The organism is Nocardia sp. CA-151230, from assembly GCF_050942175.1.
GTDB lineage: Bacteria > Actinomycetota > Actinomycetes > Mycobacteriales > Mycobacteriaceae > Nocardia.
Window position 1 is genome coordinate 7,002,021 of the sequence record NZ_CP192061.1, and the last position, 15,194, is coordinate 7,017,214.

General features: G+C 64.0%; 14 protein-coding genes and 1 pseudogene. 4 read left to right on the top strand and 11 right to left on the bottom strand.

Annotated elements, in window-relative coordinates:
- Nucleotides 1–3: 3 nt before the first annotated feature.
- Both ACQP1O_RS33000 and ACQP1O_RS33005 read right to left on the bottom strand, forming a co-directional pair.
- A complete protein-coding gene (locus ACQP1O_RS33000) occupies nt 4–981 on the bottom strand; it encodes a zinc-binding dehydrogenase (protein WP_433562280.1) in 978 nt (325 codons plus the stop codon).
- 90 nt (nt 982–1,071) lie between these two features.
- Nucleotides 1,072–1,662 (bottom strand): TetR/AcrR family transcriptional regulator, encoded by a 591-nt coding sequence (locus ACQP1O_RS33005; RefSeq protein WP_433562281.1) that lies wholly within the window; start codon nt 1,660–1,662, stop codon nt 1,072–1,074.
- 172 nt (nt 1,663–1,834) lie between these two features.
- Here ACQP1O_RS33005 and ACQP1O_RS33010 point away from each other — a divergent pair, with 172 nt between their 5' ends.
- Nucleotides 1,835–3,331 (top strand): cytochrome P450, encoded by a 1,497-nt coding sequence (locus tag ACQP1O_RS33010; protein WP_433562282.1) that lies wholly within the window; start codon nt 1,835–1,837, stop codon nt 3,329–3,331.
- A gap of 39 nt (nt 3,332–3,370) precedes the next feature.
- On the opposite strand, the pseudogene ACQP1O_RS33015 reads toward ACQP1O_RS33010, so the two are convergent.
- From ACQP1O_RS33015 to ACQP1O_RS33030, 4 genes and pseudogenes are all read right to left on the bottom strand, one after another.
- Nucleotides 3,371–3,544 (bottom strand): annotated as a pseudogene (locus tag ACQP1O_RS33015) (helix-turn-helix domain-containing protein); the annotation flags it as partial.
- An 81-nt stretch (nt 3,545–3,625) separates the two neighbouring features.
- Nucleotides 3,626–4,561 carry a ParB N-terminal domain-containing protein gene (locus tag ACQP1O_RS33020; protein ID WP_433562283.1) on the bottom strand — a complete coding sequence of 312 codons (936 nt, stop codon included), beginning with the start codon at nt 4,559–4,561 and terminating at the stop codon, nt 3,626–3,628.
- 309 nt (nt 4,562–4,870) lie between these two features.
- A complete protein-coding gene (locus ACQP1O_RS33025; RefSeq protein WP_433562284.1) occupies nt 4,871–5,887 on the bottom strand; it encodes a GAF domain-containing protein in 1,017 nt (338 codons plus the stop codon).
- A 14-nt stretch (nt 5,888–5,901) separates the two neighbouring features.
- Nucleotides 5,902–6,717 (bottom strand): SDR family NAD(P)-dependent oxidoreductase, encoded by an 816-nt coding sequence (locus ACQP1O_RS33030; RefSeq protein WP_433562285.1) that lies wholly within the window; start codon nt 6,715–6,717, stop codon nt 5,902–5,904.
- Nucleotides 6,718–6,878: 161 nt separating this feature from the next.
- On the opposite strand from ACQP1O_RS33030, the gene ACQP1O_RS33035 reads away from it, so the two are divergent.
- Both ACQP1O_RS33035 and ACQP1O_RS33040 read left to right on the top strand, forming a co-directional pair.
- Complete coding sequence (locus tag ACQP1O_RS33035) at nt 6,879–7,331, top strand: cupin domain-containing protein (protein WP_433562286.1); 453 nt, start codon at nt 6,879–6,881, stop codon at nt 7,329–7,331.
- 318 nt (nt 7,332–7,649) lie between these two features.
- Nucleotides 7,650–7,736, top strand: coding sequence for a hypothetical protein (locus ACQP1O_RS33040; protein ID WP_433567879.1), 87 nt, complete (start codon nt 7,650–7,652; stop codon nt 7,734–7,736).
- Nucleotides 7,737–7,825: 89 nt separating this feature from the next.
- Here the strand turns inward: ACQP1O_RS33040 and ACQP1O_RS33045 are convergent, their stop codons facing one another.
- The 5 genes from ACQP1O_RS33045 to dndB form a co-directional block, all read right to left on the bottom strand.
- Nucleotides 7,826–8,257 (bottom strand): TIGR03667 family PPOX class F420-dependent oxidoreductase, encoded by a 432-nt coding sequence (locus ACQP1O_RS33045; protein WP_433562287.1) that lies wholly within the window; start codon nt 8,255–8,257, stop codon nt 7,826–7,828.
- A 742-nt stretch (nt 8,258–8,999) separates the two neighbouring features.
- A complete protein-coding gene (dndE, locus tag ACQP1O_RS33050; RefSeq protein ID WP_433562288.1) occupies nt 9,000–9,392 on the bottom strand; it encodes a DNA sulfur modification protein DndE in 393 nt (130 codons plus the stop codon).
- The gene (gene dndD, locus ACQP1O_RS33055; protein WP_433562289.1) at nt 9,382–11,373 is read right to left on the bottom strand and encodes a DNA sulfur modification protein DndD; all 1,992 of its coding nucleotides are present in this window, start codon (nt 11,371–11,373) and stop codon (nt 9,382–9,384) included. The genes dndE and dndD overlap by 11 nt, the downstream gene beginning before the upstream one ends.
- On the bottom strand, nt 11,360–12,868 hold the full coding sequence (dndC, locus tag ACQP1O_RS33060) for a DNA phosphorothioation system sulfurtransferase DndC (RefSeq protein WP_433562290.1): 1,509 nt from the start codon (nt 12,866–12,868) through the stop codon (nt 11,360–11,362). The genes dndD and dndC overlap by 14 nt, the downstream gene beginning before the upstream one ends.
- Complete coding sequence (dndB, locus tag ACQP1O_RS33065; protein ID WP_433562291.1) at nt 12,865–13,995, bottom strand: DNA sulfur modification protein DndB; 1,131 nt, start codon at nt 13,993–13,995, stop codon at nt 12,865–12,867. Before dndB ends, dndC begins: the two co-directional genes overlap by 4 nt.
- 59 nt (nt 13,996–14,054) lie before the next feature.
- On the opposite strand from dndB, the gene dndA reads away from it, so the two are divergent.
- Nucleotides 14,055–15,191 (top strand): cysteine desulfurase DndA, encoded by a 1,137-nt coding sequence (dndA, locus tag ACQP1O_RS33070; protein WP_433562292.1) that lies wholly within the window; start codon nt 14,055–14,057, stop codon nt 15,189–15,191.
- Nucleotides 15,192–15,194: the final 3 nt, after the last annotated feature.

Below are 15,194 nucleotides of genomic sequence, written 5' to 3' on the forward strand. Positions count from 1 at the left end.
GGACTAGCCGACGGCAACGGTCATCTTGCCGCCGGCGGTCCCGGACTCCATCACCTCGTGCGCCCGCACGATCTCGTCGAAGGTGAAGGTGCGCACCGGTTTCGCGTGGTACACACCGGCTTCGGCCTTGGCGACGAGGTCCGCGAGCGGGACCGCCGAGAGCGGGAATCCGGGCGTCCCGAAGACGAAGCTGCCGAAGAAGGACAGCTGGACTCCGCTGGGCAGGTCGGCGATCGGGTTGAACTCCGGCACGGGGGCCAGGCCGCCGAGGAATCCGGCCTGGCAGACGCGCCCGCGCGGTCGCACGGTCGCGACCGAATCACGCAGGACGGAGTTGCCGACCAGGTCCAGCAGGGCGTCGACGACGATTCCGGCCGCGCGCACGCGCTCCGACAGGTTGCCGTCCTCGGTGAGGACCATTGCCGCACCGATCTTTTCGAGCATCGCCGCATTCTCCTGCGATCGGGTGGTGGCGATGACCGTGGCCCCGAGGTCGGAGGCGATATTCACCGCCGCCTGTCCCAGTGACGAGGTCGCGCCGCGCACCAGCACCGTCTCGCCATCCGCGACGGCGAGATTGTCGTGCAGGGCGGTCCACGCGGTGGCGTAGACCTCCGGGACGGCGGCGAGATCGGTCCATTCCAAAGCCGTGTCGACCGCGACGACATTGTCCGCGGGCACGGTGACCAGCTCGGCGTAGGAGCCGTTGCGGGTGCGGCCCATGCCACCCATGATCGCCACGACCGGGGTCCCCGAGGGCAGCTTGCCCGAAGGGTCGGCGGCGACGACGCCGGCGGCTTCGATACCGGTCACCTGGGCGACATCGCCCCACTGCCCCGACCGCATGTAGGTTTCCGCATGGTTGATCCCGAAAGCCTTGACTTCGACCAGGATTTCACCTGCGGCCGGTGCCGGATCGGGCAGTTCGGTCACGGTGAGCACCTCGGGCGCACCGTAGTGGGAGATGGTGATCGCCTTCATGACATACCTTCATTCTTGAGTGAGTGTTCAAATATTGACGGGAAAGAAGGGCCGTCCACAAGGACGGCCCTGCAACGGTTTTCGCTGCGCCTAACCGGGCGACAGCCCGGCGAAGGCATTGTCGACAATCGCGCGCAACACCAGCTCGTCGGGATTCGCCTTGCCGACCACCATCAGCCCCTGCGACGTGGCCACCAAGCCCTTCGCAGCAGCGACGGGATCGACGTTCGATCGGACCTCCTTGCGACGCAAGGCATTCCGCAATGCGTCCCGCATCCGATCCTCCAGCCGCGCCAGATGCCCGCGCACCACGGCAGCGGCCGCGTCATCGGTGGCGGCGTTCTCGATGGCGGTGTTCACCAGCAGGCAGCCCATCCGCCCCTCCGGTGAGAGCAGGTCGGCCAGCAGGCCGTCGAAGTAGCCGCGCACCTGGGCCAGCGACGCGTTCGGATCATCGAGTTCGCCCAATTTCTGAGGCACGATCAGGTCCGAGTAACGCCGTAGCGAGGCCAGGAACAGCGCGTGCTTGCCGCCAGGGAAGGCGCTGTACAGGCTGCCGGGTTTCACGCCGGTCGCCTTGACCAGGTCCTCCACCGAGGTGGCCCGATACCCGCGCTCCCAGAAGCGGTGCATGGCGGCATCCACCACGTCATCGGGTTCGAATTCGCGAGTGCGGGCCATGCGGCCATGGTACTTGAATGATTGCTCAAGAATCAAGGTGGAGCTGTGACCAAACCCGTGACGCCCGGCGGACGCGGTTACACCACATCGCCTGCGCGAACCCCTACTCCCCAGTAGCATTCGAATGTAAGCCCCACGGGGCGAACGACTTTCGATCGCACGGGATGGTCTCATGACAGCACCGGCCACAGGAAGCACCGAACTCCACCCGCCGCGGTGGCAGCCCGCACCCATGCGCTGGCACAACACGCGGGTCACCTGGGGGCAGTCCTGGCGGCTGGCGCTGGGACTGCCCGGGCGGATCCGGGAGCGCACCATCATGCAGTACCTGGCGGCCGAGCTGCCGGGTCAGGACGATGTGCTGATCGCCCGCCTGCCGCTGGCGAAGTACGTCGTCGTGCGCAGTCCCGAGCTGGTTCGGCACGTGCTGATCGCCAATCACGAGAACTACGTGCGCGGCGCCGAATTCGATATGCTCGCCGTGGTTTTCGGCCAGGGTCTGGTGACCCAGCGCGACGATCGCCTCTACTACCGCAACAAGCGCCTGGTGCAGCCGATCTTCGCGCGCAGCGCCATCGACCAGTTCGATGTGCCCATGGTCGAGGCGGCCCAGGAGACGGCCCGGCGGCTGCGCGCGGCCGGGGCGCCGGTCGACGTGGGCGTGGAGATGACCCGCCTCATGCTGGATATCGTGGCGCGCACCATGTTCGGCACCGATCTGGACGGGCCCATCTCGAAGATCAAACTCAAGCGGCTGCTCAAATTCTTCGGCGTGGGTGTGGTCACCAATGTGAGCCGGACGCTGCGGCCGCTGTCCATGTGGCTGGTGCGCCGCACCGAGAAGCCCGAGAAGCAGGCGGGCTCACGGATTCCGATCCGGGCCGTCCGCGCCGCCTCCTGGATGGTGGCCCCGCACATCATGTTCGAGCTGCGCGGCATCGAGAACACCGTGGCCGGAATCATTTCCGATCACCGCCAAGGCCGCATCACCCGCAGGGACAATCTGCTCGGCCTGCTCATGGCGGCCACCGATCCCGAGACCGGGCACAGCTACACCGATCTCGAAATCCGGGACGAGCTCATGACATTCATCGGGGCCGGCATGGAGACCTCGGCCACCGCGCTGACCTGGGTGTGGAAGCTGCTCGCCGACCATCCCGAGGCCCGGCAGCGCCTCCACGAGGAGCTCGACACCGCGCTCGGCGGGCGCGCCCCCACCGCCGCCGACCTGGACAAGCTGGTGTGGACCAAGGCCGTCTTCCTGGAGACGATGCGGCTGTACCCGCCGATCATGGCCTTCAGCAAGGTGGCGCTGGGCGAGGACGTGCTGGCGGGCTATCGCATCGAACCCGGCACCACCATCATGATCAGCATGCACGGGGCGCACGGCAATCCGCGGGTCTGGGATCGGGCGGGGGAGTTCGATCCGACGCGCTACCTGCCGGAGAACATGACCCGGCCACATCGGGAGGCATCGCTGGCATTCGGAGCGGGCAAGCGGATCTGCATCGCGCAGAACTTCGCGACCATGGAGGTGGTGCTGTCGATCGCCACCATCGCCCAGCAGCTGGATCTGCGGATCGCCACGAACGAGCCCATCCGGCCGCAGCTTTCGTTCATCGGCGCGCCGGACAAGCCGCTGCTCATGCGGGCGGTGACACGGGACTGAACTGCGGGTGCGGGCAGCGCCTCCGGTCGCCCGGTAGGCGGCCGGGGTCATGCCCAGCTCGATGCGGAAGGCGCGGTAGAACTGCCGTTCGGTGGCGAAGCCGGAGTTGTGGGCGATGGCGGTGACGGGGAGATCCGTTCGAGCGGTGAGCAATCCGCAGGAGTATTCGATCCGCATCCGGCGCAGCTGGGTCGCAGGTATGAAGTACGCCAACGCCTTCGACGGGATCGGCCCCCTATGCGGCGCCGACCACCGACCGTCACCGACCCGATCGAACGCGGCCGGATCGAGCTGTCACGCGGCGGTGGTCTTCCCGGCCGCCGCGGTCCGGCCGGCGGATCGGGCCAGTGCGGCCCAGTGCCGCGCCTGCTGGGAGGCCAGTTCGGCGACCAGGGCAGCGCAGTACGGCGGGAGATCATCGGCCAGGTCCGGCCAGGCCACGGGGTCCGCGGGCAGCGCGTCGAACAGGCGTAGTAGTTGCCTGCCGGATTCCGTGCGGGTCAACGCCGGGTCGGAGCGCAGATTCCACAGTGCGCGAGCGGGATACGACAGGTCTTTCGCGGCAGCCCCGGGACCGGCCTGGGAACGCTCGTCGCGAATTCGCTCGGGGTGACACTGGCGCGGCTGTGGCGCGGGAGCCGCGAGTGCGCGCCGGGTGAGGTGGGGGCCGGGGCGCGCCGCCGACCGCTTCCGGACCGCGGCGATGGTCCGCTCGGGCAGGCCGATCACCTCGGCCAGCTTGCGGTCGGACCAGTCGGGATAGAACGACAGCGCCTGTTCGGCCGCGGCTTTGCGGTCGGCCGCGGACAGAGGCAGGCCGTGCCTGCTGTTCAGCCGGACCGCGAGCAGCAGGGCCTGCCCGTCGTCACCGTCGAAGTAGACCGCGTCGATCCACTGAGAGCCGCTGCACATTGCCGCGCGCACGCGATGGGCGCCGTCGATGACCGTCATGCGCGATCGATGCACGACGATCGGCGGCAGAGCCGCGGCGACCTCCGACAGCGCCGTGACATGCCGGGAGTTCTCGCCGGATTGCCGGATCATGGTGTCGATGTGCAAGCGATCCAGCGGAATTCGCACGATCTCCGTGGGATTGGGCTCCAGCAGCGGGAAATTCACGTCCAGGCGCGGCCGTACGTAGCTCTCCCCCACTCGGACCGCCCGGGTGACGATCCACTGCCAGATGCGGCCGCGCGGGTGCACCCACCACGCGTATGTCGGTCCGAGCACTGCGTCGCCTCCCAACGCCGAGCAGCCCCGATTCCCGGAGCACTTCGCGAGCGTTCCCGGGCAGGGCTTTCCTACGACGCGACAAGCGGCATCACAGGGGATCACCGGCAAGATTCCCGCTCACGCGGGTGCGTGTACGCGGCAGTGTATCGACGCGCACACAGTGTGATCAATTGAGCAAATCGTGTGCCTGCCTGCGTATTTACTGGCGAAACACGCTGACCTGGAGCAGCAGCCCGGGACCGATTCGGACGGTGTTAGATACACAACAAACATTGCCACTGGTCTGTTTGCTGGCGATCGGGTGACCTAGTCCACGTCCGGCATATCCGGATCCCGGACGGTGACCAGCGCGGCCGTCGTGTGCTGGTCCAGCGCCATGAGCACGGCCCGGGCCCGCACCGATTTCCAACCCCCGTCGAGGGTCCGGAGCCGCAGCCGCCCGGCGGTTCGGGAGTGAGCGAGGTTGCGGCTCATGGTCTTCGCCGTCTCGATATCGTCCGGGTGGATCGCCGGCTCCGGTTCGCCGGTCAGCGACTGCCACGCGATGCCCGGCATGGCCGGACCCATCCAGCGCAACAGCCGCAGGGTGCGCAGGTCGACAATGGCACGGAAATCGCCCTCCGCGGCGGCCGCGTCGAGCACGCGGTGCTCGAGGATCACCGGCGGCGGCGCGGCGCTGACGTCGGTGGCATCACCGATGTCATGGGTGACCCCACGCATGAACACCTCGGGATTCCCGGCGGCATCGGTCTCTTCGATGATGCGGCACGAGAAGTGCGCCGCGCGCAGGGCGCCGTCGTCGCGACGGACCGTCCACACCGCCTGATGCTCGGTACCCGGCGCCGACCGGACCACCTTGGCCAGGGCGTCGGACTCGTCGCTATTGGTGATGACGCGGGCGAACACGCCCGCGATGGCGTGCTCGCGCGCCCGATTCTCCGGCGCGACACCGTAGAGATCCAGCAGATCGTCCGAGCGCGTGGACTTCGAGGTGGACAGGTTGAAGTACCACGCCCCCACCGGATCTCGCGGCGGCACCGTCTCCTCCGCCGGCCCCGACCACACCAGCACGGCGTGCATGCGCTCGGGCGTGATCAGCAGCGGCGCGGTGAGAGTCCGCCGGCGGCCGCCATCGCTCATGACCTCCACCGGCGCCAGCGCCTCCGCGGTCGCCGCCACCGCCCCGCGGATCGTCGCCAGCGTCTCGCGCTGCCGGAAGATCTGCGTCAGCGGCACGAACTTCCTCGGCGCACTGCCCAGTCCGATGACGGTCGGCTCCCCACCACCGAACGTCTCGATCAACAGCCATCGTGTACCCGGCATCGTGTGTTCCCCTTTTATCCCCTGACCACGAGCCGAATCAGCTTCTCGTACTGCCCGCCCGCCACCCTGGCGGCGACTTCGGCAAGGATCGCGTCGGGTCCTATCAGTACACGACTCTTCCCCCGCGCGACACCACTCAGAATCACCTGCGCCGCAACACCGGGATCGGTGCGGGCCACATACCGGTCGAACCGCTGCGCCGCCCGCTCCGCATCCACCCCCGCCGCCGCCAACGCCGACCAGGCGATCCCGGTCTTCACCCCGCCCGGAAACACACAGCTGACAGCAACATTCGGCTGTCCACGCAATTCCGACCGCAGCGACTCGGTGAAGCCGCGAATCGCGAACTTGGCCGCCGTGTAGGGCGCGGCCCCGCCGAGCCCGATCAACCCGTACGCCGAGGAGAGATTCGCGATCCGCCCCTCGGGCGACTTCACGACATACGGCAGGAAGGCTTTCGTACTCACCACGGTCGCACCGAAATTCGCCCGCATCACCGCCTCGAAGTCGCCCGGTTCGGACTCGGCCACCCCACCGTAAAAGAGCTTCCCCGCATTGTTGATCAACACATCCACACCCCCGAGCCGCCCGACCACCTCGGCCGCAACCTCCCCCATCCGCACCGGATTCGCGACATCGGCAACCAGCGCCACCACCTCCCCATCCCCACCCCGAACCATCCCCGCCGTCTCCCCCAGCGCCGCCTCGTTCTGGTCGAGCAGCACCACCGAAGCCCCCTCCCGCCCCAGCCGTACCGCGAGCTCCCGCCCGATCCCGGCTCCCGCCCCGGTAACCACCGCAACCCGACCCGCATAGAAACTACGATCCATACCCGTGAGTCTGCACAGACTCCTGGCATCCCGCGAGACATGTTCCGCGCCAACCCATCCGATCACCGCGCCGCACGTCCACATGTCGTAACGTCGAAACAAGATCGCAGCGAAGATCTCGATGCTGCGGTAACCGCTCGAGTCGAAAACTGGTGTTGGACATGGCAAAACCTGGCGATGTGCTGACAATCCCCGGAACCGATTTCACGCTGCGGTTCATAACCACCGGTGAGGAAACGGATGGTGAGCTGCTCGTCACCGAGTGGTCCGCACCGATCTGGAGCGGCCCACCGCCGCACTGGCACAAATCGATGACCGAGTCCTTCCACGTGCTGTCCGGAGTCATGACCTTCACCCTCAACGGCGTCACACGATCCCTGAAGGCTGGCGACAGCGTCACCATCAACCCTGGCGAGCACCACGATTTCAGCAACGACGGTCCCGACATCCTCCACTGGCGCCAAGAAAACCGCCCCGCCCTCCAACACGAGGAACTGTTCGAACTGTTCCACGCCATCATGCTGCGCGAAGGCATCGCCGGCGCACCACAGATGGGCGAAGCCGTCCGCTTGTTCCGGTATCTGGACGGAGGAATCAGCCGAAGCCAGGGCTAGCGGCTCAACCGAACTCGAACCGCGTTTCGAGTGTCGTGCTGGCCGCCTCCCCTCCGACAGCCTGACCGGCAAGTCGGGCAGAGGTTCGTACGTACAGTTCGATCTCGCGAGGCTGGGTGATGGCGCGGTGAGATCGGCGGTCGCGGTGGTGACCAGGTCGGCCCCGATCCCACTGTTGATCTCCTTGGCCGCAGCTTCCAGCACGGGCGCCCGTCGCCCGACGACAGTCACCGCCACCCATCGGCAGCTGGCCTCCGTGCCACCGCCTTCCCGATCCCCCTCGGCCGCGCCGGAACACCCGACGAAATCGCCGCAGGCATAACCCACCTCACCTCACCCGACGCCGGATGGACCACCGGACAGATCCTGCAGATCAACGGCGGGACACTCCTCGGCCGCGGCTGAAGTAGCGCTTCCGGCCCACTGCACGGCACTTGGGACCTTCCTCTGATCCGAGCGACCGCCACGAATCGAGGGAACTGTTCCGCAACCCGTCAGAAGCCGCGGAGGCGATCGGGGGTGATGCGTACCGGGATCGAGTAGTCGGCGAATAACTGGTCTCTGGTCATGCCTATGTCGACCAGGGCGTCGGTGTACTTCTCGACGAAGGCGTCGCGTTCGGCGGGGGTGGTTTCGGTGTCGACACGGGCTGTGCCGGTGAAGACGATGACGTCGCCGCCGGAGGGGGTGGAATTGAGGTTCAGTGAAACCCGTGGGTTGGCAGCTATATTGCGCAATTTGGGGGTGCCGGGCTGGGTGAAGATCAGGAACTCTTCCTTGGCCCATTGGAACCAGACCGGGTTGGGTTGCGGTGTGGCGCTGGGGCTTACGGTGGTCAGCCAGATGATGGTGTCCTGGGCCAGATGTTTGGCGACTTTTACGCCGAAGTCGGTGGTCGAGTCGACGAGAGGGGCGGAACTGGACATTCGATCTCCTCGGGGGCCGGTCGAATCGGTTCAAAACTCGTAAACACCCGATACTCCGTGGACATTCCGCCGCAGGGATGTCGGCCTGGGGTGGCCGGGCGGATCCCGAGGTCGAGACCTTGTTCAGGGCCGGGCACTCACCTTCGACGGAACTGAGAAAGGTCGGCGAGAGATCACCCGAACCGAGATGACCGACGCCTCGCCGTCAGCCCGGAGGTAACCGGCTCAAAATAGTCGCGGCACCGGTCGAATGCGTATCGGTGGCTACTCTGGCGCAGAAAAAGGAAAACCCCCGATCGGAATGCCGATCGGGGGTTTGAGCTCCCCCATCTGGACTCGAACCAGAAACCTGCCGACTCACTGGACTGTGGACTACCACACACTACCGAGGCTGTCCCAATGTTGCCGAAATCTGTTGCAGCGCATTAAAATACTGAGCCACTTGACAACCGCGGGCTATCCGAGCCGTGCGCTCGCAATACTAACGTCACTCGAGTTTCTGGACACTTCATGGACGTGCTAGACATCGCCCCCGCGCCCCAGACACACTCGGATGATCTCATGATCTACACACGTCTCACGCACCGAACATCTTTGCCAGCCTCCGTCGCGACCAGACATTGTTCGCCGCTACCACAGGGTGTGTACGGGCCACGACGCTCTCCGACGGATTCTGAGCCCCAGAGGGGGTGGTGACCCTCAGGGACCACTGCCCCATCAGAGCAAGAAGAGCTGGCTGAAGCTAGCGCGGTTCAGCAGGCCGGACTGCCGAGGCGATGAGCTCGGTAATCGAGTTGATCTCCTTTGTGCCCGACAAATAGCCGATGCCGCGGTGCAGGTGGATGGTCAGTGCCCGACTCAGCGATTCATCGGTCAACGGTTCACCGTCCGTAGCGCACCGTTGCCGTAGCAGGGCCATGTAGACGTCGCCGTAGGACCCCGCGAAGGTCTTCCAGCTCATTTCGACGTTCGAGTCGGTGTTGATCTCTTTCACTGCTGGAACGGATGGCTCGCGCAATGAGAGAGCAAACGCCCAGCGGCACAGCACGTTCCAGTTCTTGATCTTGGTAGTTCGTTTGAGCCGAATCAACTGGTCGCGGGCGGGTTGGGAAAGTCGGATGGTGTCAAGCGACATGTTCGGCTCCGCTGGTCCACCAGTAGCCCGGTTGTACCGAGGTACTGAAGGTGGTGTCGTCGTGTGCGAGCGTGTAGGTGTGCGACAGGTGTGGTTTCAGCCGTTGCAGCAGGTTCTCGTCGATCTCTTCGTCGGTCGACAGCAATAGAACCTGGTGGCTCGCGTTCGGGAAGTAGCGATCGACCAGGTGCTCACGGTGTCGGCTATCAAGCCGACCCAACGGTGTATCGATCACACTGGGCAACCAGTTTCCGGCCACGCGTGCGAGGCCCCACAGCAGCGACACCGCCAGCAGCTGGCGTTCGCCGGCACTGAGACGAGCCGGGTCGATCTCGGTATCGTCGTCACCCATCAAGGTCAGCTGGAACCGTTCGGTATCGATACGCAGATCGCTTATCAAGCCCTGCTTACGCATCAGCGTGGTGAAACTGGACAATACTGCGACCTCGAGCTGATTGACGTGTCGGTTCAGCAGGGCTGTACCGTACTTGCCAAGAATCTCGCGCTGACGTTCACAGTGGTCGATGATGCGCTTGACTTCATCGGCTCGAATCAAAGCTTCGACTCGGGTCTCATGTGCTCGTTTCAGCTGCGCCTCAATGCCAGCCACCTGGTTCTTCTTGTTCTCATATTCGCTGGCCGCAGCCTTCTTGGCGGCGGTGAGGCGAGCAACGCTGCCCCTGGCTTCCTCCAGGTCGGCGATACGGGTGGCGATCACCGACTCGTCAGGCACACCTTCAAGTTGTTGGTCCAGGCCTGCGAGGCTCGTCGTGTGTTCCTGTGCCTGGCCGAGAAGTTCGCGTGCGCGGCGGGTCTCGTGGGCAAGAACCTGATCCACAGCGAGCAGCTGAGCGTGACCGTCGGCGTTCAGCCCCAACACCTGTTCGGTGTTGGCCACGTGTTCACGGCGGAGCCGGTCATCCTGCAGGTAGCTACTCAGTGATGTGAGTTCGTCGGTCGACATCACAGCACAGAGACGGTCGAGGATCGCCTTGTCGCGATCCTCAAGCACCTGCACAACTTGCGCGGAGTCTTGAGCATCCTTTTCGAGAATCGCTTGTTTATGCACGTCTGCGATCTGATCACTCAACAGCAGCAGCGGCAGGGGGCCCGCCGCTAGGCCGACGAGCGATTCTTCGACCACGGCGTAGGACTTTTTTATTTCGTCTTGGCGAGCATGGAGTTCACGGCGGCGTTCGTAGAGATCGCCACCGTCGCGTTCGAATGCACGCTCGGCCTTCTTCAATGCTTTCTTGGCAAGGTCGAGTTCGCTTTGCACGGCTGCCGTTCTCAGATTGGCATCGGCGACAGACCTGTGGGCCTCTGCGTGCGCCTTCTCCAGTTCGCGAATCTCGCGGGTCGCTTGCTCTTCCTCGCCAGTCAGTTTCTGGCGGCGCTGCAGCGACAGCAAATCGGCGCGCAGCTGCTGGACGACATTGACGCCGAGCAACGAGTGCACTGCCGACTCGATGACAGCAGAAGCCCGCTCCGGGTCTGCCAACGATTCGATCTTCTCGCCGTCGAAGAAGAACAGGGAGCCGATTTCGAGCGGCAAGAGGTCCTCGACGTGGTCTGCCCAGGAGTCGCTGATCACCTTGCTCGGTTTGTTGTTGATCTGAACGTCGACGTATTCGCTGAGACCTTTTCCCGTCGAAGCCCACGCTCGCCGCAGGTGGTACACGTTCTCTACGCCCTCTTCCGTGACGGAGAACTCCAGTTCGACCGCAGCACCGATGGTCGGATCCGCTCGCCGATTGATGCATTCACGCAGGTACGTCTCATAGGACCGGCCTATACGGCCGCTGCAGCGTGCCCGTGGCCCGTACAGCACCAACTGCAGAGCATCCAGCAAGGTGGTTTTGCCGCACCCGTTCATGCCACCGATCAGTACGATCGGCTGCTGTGGCGTCGTTGTCAGGGTCAGTGTTTGGGTTCCGCGGTAGGCGCCGAAGTCCTGCAGTGTGAGCTTATGCAGGAGCATCGGTAGCCTCTTCCAAACCTGCCAGCGGCAACATGTCGACGATCTCCTTCTTCAAACGCCGCTTGTTCAGGGCATACTCGTGAGCATCATCTTTGTTGTCGAAGAAGCCCTTCGTAACAGCTTCTTCCAATGCTTCAAATAGACCTGCTCGCCGAGTCATAGTCCGATATTTGCGTTCCACACCCAGGAGTTCGCGCGCAGTGGTGAATGCCAGTTCATCACCATCACAGATTTGGCGCAGCAACTCCATTTCACCGGCGCCCATCGCAAGATAGTCGTCGAAGGGTCGACCAGGGAACTTTTCGCCGGTCTCCTCTTCGTAGATACGCGGTAGCGAGTCCTCCACCTCATGCTTCGTGAACACCCAGTGGTGACGAATCTCGTGGAGCTCTTCCATGGTGATCAGCTCGATGTTACGGACGTGCTCGGGTGCGTTCGCGCGGACGTGTGCCTGTGCCTGCAGAAGTTCACGCAGCCATGTTTCTCGCGCTTGCTGGGTGTAGGGGCCGTGCACGATGTCATCGTTGATAGTGAGCTGCATTTTTCCGTTCATCTTACGGAAGTCGCGCAGCTTGTGTTCTTCGGGCCCGGTGACATCGAGCTTGTCGCGCAATTGCAGCAGTGGACGCATCCACTCCATTTCTTCGCTGTTGTTGACCATTGCCGCCATCGACTTGTCCTGCTCGACCAACGTGCAGGTCCAGCAGCCGAATCGGCTGTCACCACAGGACGGTGTGCTGCTGTCGACGACCAAGGGGCATTCCTGGTCGGCGGTCGCGCTCTGGTACATCGTCAGCAGATCCTTGTTGGGGTGTCCCCAAGGATTGTTCTGCTGCATCAGGAAGGTCCACACGTCATCGCTGGACCAGTCCTCGATCGGGCTGTACACCAATGAGTTGGGCAGATTGCCGTTCGGCGACAGGCGTTCCTGCACGCGACGCTTCTCGTGCTTGGCCATGGCGCGGGCACGGGCCTGGCTCTCTTGTTTACGGATGCCCAGCACGAGGATCGCCTCACCGTGCTTGCGAACCACCTTACGGATGAACGTGTTCGACGGGCGGATCTTCATACGCTCAGTGCACCACCGAAACTTCGGGCGCGGAGCAGGGTATCCACGCCCGATCAAGTTCACCCAGAAGGTCTCCGAGACCTTGGGCGTGAGTCGGTGTGGCTCGATCGGCAACTGCTGCTGCTCCGCGGCGCTGCGCATGGTATCCAGCGACTGCGTGACCCACGCCGCGACGACCGGATTCTCCACCAGCGTGTCCGTGCTGATGACATGCACAGTCTTGGTGCGCTTTTCCGCCGGCAACTGTTGCAACGCCAGCCACACCAGCTGCAGGGTGGCGGTGGAATCCTTGCCACCGCTGTAGCCAACGACCCACGGCACGTCGTCCGCGGTATACAAGTCTTGGACCTCAGCGGTGAGTTCTGCGATCACCTCCTTGAGAGTCCTGCCTTGGAACGGCGCGGCCGTCCGACTGGGGGCGCTCATGAGTCTCCTCGCTGGTATGCGTCTTCGATTCGCTGTTCTTCGGGACTGAGCCGCTGATCGAGCACGCGACGCAGATAATTCACTGTCAGTGTCACCTGGGTATGGCTCTTGGAGACTCGACCTCCGACGATGGCACGGCCTTCCCAATCAGGGTTGGTGCGAGCCCAGTCGACGTCGGCAAGGCTCTTGAGCCGCGGTTGCCAGTCGGCGACGTCGGTCGAGTCTCGCAACACCGCGTTGCCGACACGGCCGATCGCCTGCAGGGCGATGCTGTGGCTGTGCAGGTACTCGCGACGAACATCGGGCGCAGCCATACGACGTGTGCGCACCTGCTCCCATTCCGGGATGAGCGAGTCGATGAAAGCCCAGAAGCCCTGAGCCAACGAGTCCGCGTCATCACGGTCTATCGAAAGCCCTTGCAGCAACGATTGGTTGGCCGAGTACAGAGCACTCAAGGTGAACAGTTTGCGTGACCGTGCAGATAGCGTGCTCCTCTCCATTTCCACGTGCTGCTTGAACACACTCGACTTGAGTGCCAGTAGCCGTGTGAGTGCTGCGAGATCATCACGTTGGTCGTAAAGTACGCCGATCGACCGACATGGACGGACGGCGTGACGGTTGAGATCGGCGAAGAGCTGTTGGGAGCGGGCCAGTCCCACATCGTGGAAGAAGACCACTGCGATGGTTTCGTCTCCGAGGTCCGGTTGCTCCTTGAGCGCGTGCTCGATTGCTGCTCGCCGGTGCTGCCCGTCGTTGATCAGGAAACGTGCCGACATAGGCACGCGGATCTGCCCGATACGCATGCCGATTCCGTCCTCGGCAACCTGCTCGAACGTGACCGTGCCATCGATGGACGCGGTCAAGGCGCTGAAGACGTAGTCGTCGGGGTTGTCGAGGATGTAGCGCGCCAGCACAGGCACGCGGCTCTTGTTGAGCATCCGCTGAGCGCGCACTTCCGGCGCGATCTCTTCATCGTCGAAGACGAACATCGTCGGGATCAGTCGAAGCGGGCACATGGAGACGAAGTACTCGCGCCCTGCTTGTATTCCCCGGATGGCCGGGAAGACGTACTCGAAGCCAGCAAACGCTACCTCCGCCTTCCGTCGCGGCGCTCGTTGATCAACCACGCGGGCTATCGTACGTTATTTTCTAAACGTACTCGAGCAGGCTGAAAGAGGAGTTGACGATGTCGGTAACGTACCTCGATGTGGCGGCGACCACCCGGGTCGACCCCCGGGTAGCCGAGGTCGTACTTCATTGGATGACAGAGGATTTCGGCAACGCAGGCAGCCGAACCCACGAGTTCGGTTCTCGCGCAAAGAAAGCCGTGCAAGAGGCACGTACGCAGCTGGCCGAGCAACTCGGCGCCTCATCGGATGAGCTGATCTTCACCAGCGGGGCCACCGAGAGCAACAACATCGCGATCCTTGGCCTTGCCCCCTTCGGGGAGCAAACAGGGCGGCGCCACATTATCACCTCCGCGATCGAGCACAAGGCAGTGCTCGAACCGTTGGAGCATCTACGCACGCGGGGCTTCGACGTCGACATCATCGAACCCGACAAGCAGGGCCGTGTCGCTGCCGAGGCCATACTCGAACGCTTGCGCCCCGACACCCTGCTGGTGTCGTTGATGCACGTCAACAACGAAACCGGAGTAATCCAACCGGTCGCTGAACTGGCGAACGTCCTCCGCGGGACCGACACGTATTTTCACGTCGACGCCGCTCAAGGGTTCGCCAAGGTTCCACACGACTTGACCACACCGATCGACCTCATCAGCATCAGCGGCCACAAGATCGGTGCACCCAAGGGGATCGGCGCACTGCTGACCCGCCGACGGGGTTGGGACCGGCCCCCGTTGCAGCCGTTGATGTTCGGCGGCGGGCAGGAACGCAAACTGCGGCCGGGTACCCTGCCGGTCCCATTGATCGTCGGATTGGCCAAAGCCGAGGAGATCTTCCGCAAGGAACACGCGCAATGGTTGGAGGGTGCCCGCCAGTTCCGCGCTCGCCTGCTGTCGGGCCTGTCCGAAACCCACTTCCACCTCAACGGTGACCCGGACAACACGGTGCCGCACATCGTGAATCTGTCGTTCGCTGGGGTTGACGCCGAAGCGCTGATCGTGGGCCTGAAATCAGTGGCTGCTGTTGCCACAGGATCGGCATGCACCAGCGCCTCCTACACCCCCAGCCATGTACTGCGGGCGATGGGTCTTCCCGAAGAGGTTGCCTCGAACGGTCTGCGGTTGTCGTGGTCGCCCACACAGATCGATGGTTTCGACCCCAGCGAGCTGGTGTCGGTGGTGCACCAATTCCAGGACTGAGCC

What these genes read in the sequence shown, in the direction of transcription:
- ACQP1O_RS33045 (WP_433562287.1), bottom strand. Translation starts at nt 8,257, where the DNA reads ATGTCCAGTTCCGCCCCTCTCGTCGACTCGACCACCGACTTCGGCGTA.
- ACQP1O_RS33000 (WP_433562280.1), bottom strand. Translation starts at nt 981, where the DNA reads ATGAAGGCGATCACCATCTCCCACTACGGTGCGCCCGAGGTGCTCACC.
- dndD (WP_433562289.1), bottom strand. Translation starts at nt 11,373, where the DNA reads ATGCTCCTGCATAAGCTCACACTGCAGGACTTCGGCGCCTACCGCGGA.
- dndE (WP_433562288.1), bottom strand. Translation starts at nt 9,392, where the DNA reads ATGTCGCTTGACACCATCCGACTTTCCCAACCCGCCCGCGACCAGTTG.
- ACQP1O_RS33010 (WP_433562282.1), top strand. Translation starts at nt 1,835, where the DNA reads ATGACAGCACCGGCCACAGGAAGCACCGAACTCCACCCGCCGCGGTGG.
- ACQP1O_RS33035 (WP_433562286.1), top strand. Translation starts at nt 6,879, where the DNA reads ATGGCAAAACCTGGCGATGTGCTGACAATCCCCGGAACCGATTTCACG.
- dndA (WP_433562292.1), top strand. Translation starts at nt 14,055, where the DNA reads ATGTCGGTAACGTACCTCGATGTGGCGGCGACCACCCGGGTCGACCCC.
- ACQP1O_RS33025 (WP_433562284.1), bottom strand. Translation starts at nt 5,887, where the DNA reads ATGCCGGGTACACGATGGCTGTTGATCGAGACGTTCGGTGGTGGGGAG.
- ACQP1O_RS33005 (WP_433562281.1), bottom strand. Translation starts at nt 1,662, where the DNA reads ATGGCCCGCACTCGCGAATTCGAACCCGATGACGTGGTGGATGCCGCC.
- ACQP1O_RS33030 (WP_433562285.1), bottom strand. Translation starts at nt 6,717, where the DNA reads ATGGATCGTAGTTTCTATGCGGGTCGGGTTGCGGTGGTTACCGGGGCG.
- dndC (WP_433562290.1), bottom strand. Translation starts at nt 12,868, where the DNA reads ATGAGCGCCCCCAGTCGGACGGCCGCGCCGTTCCAAGGCAGGACTCTC.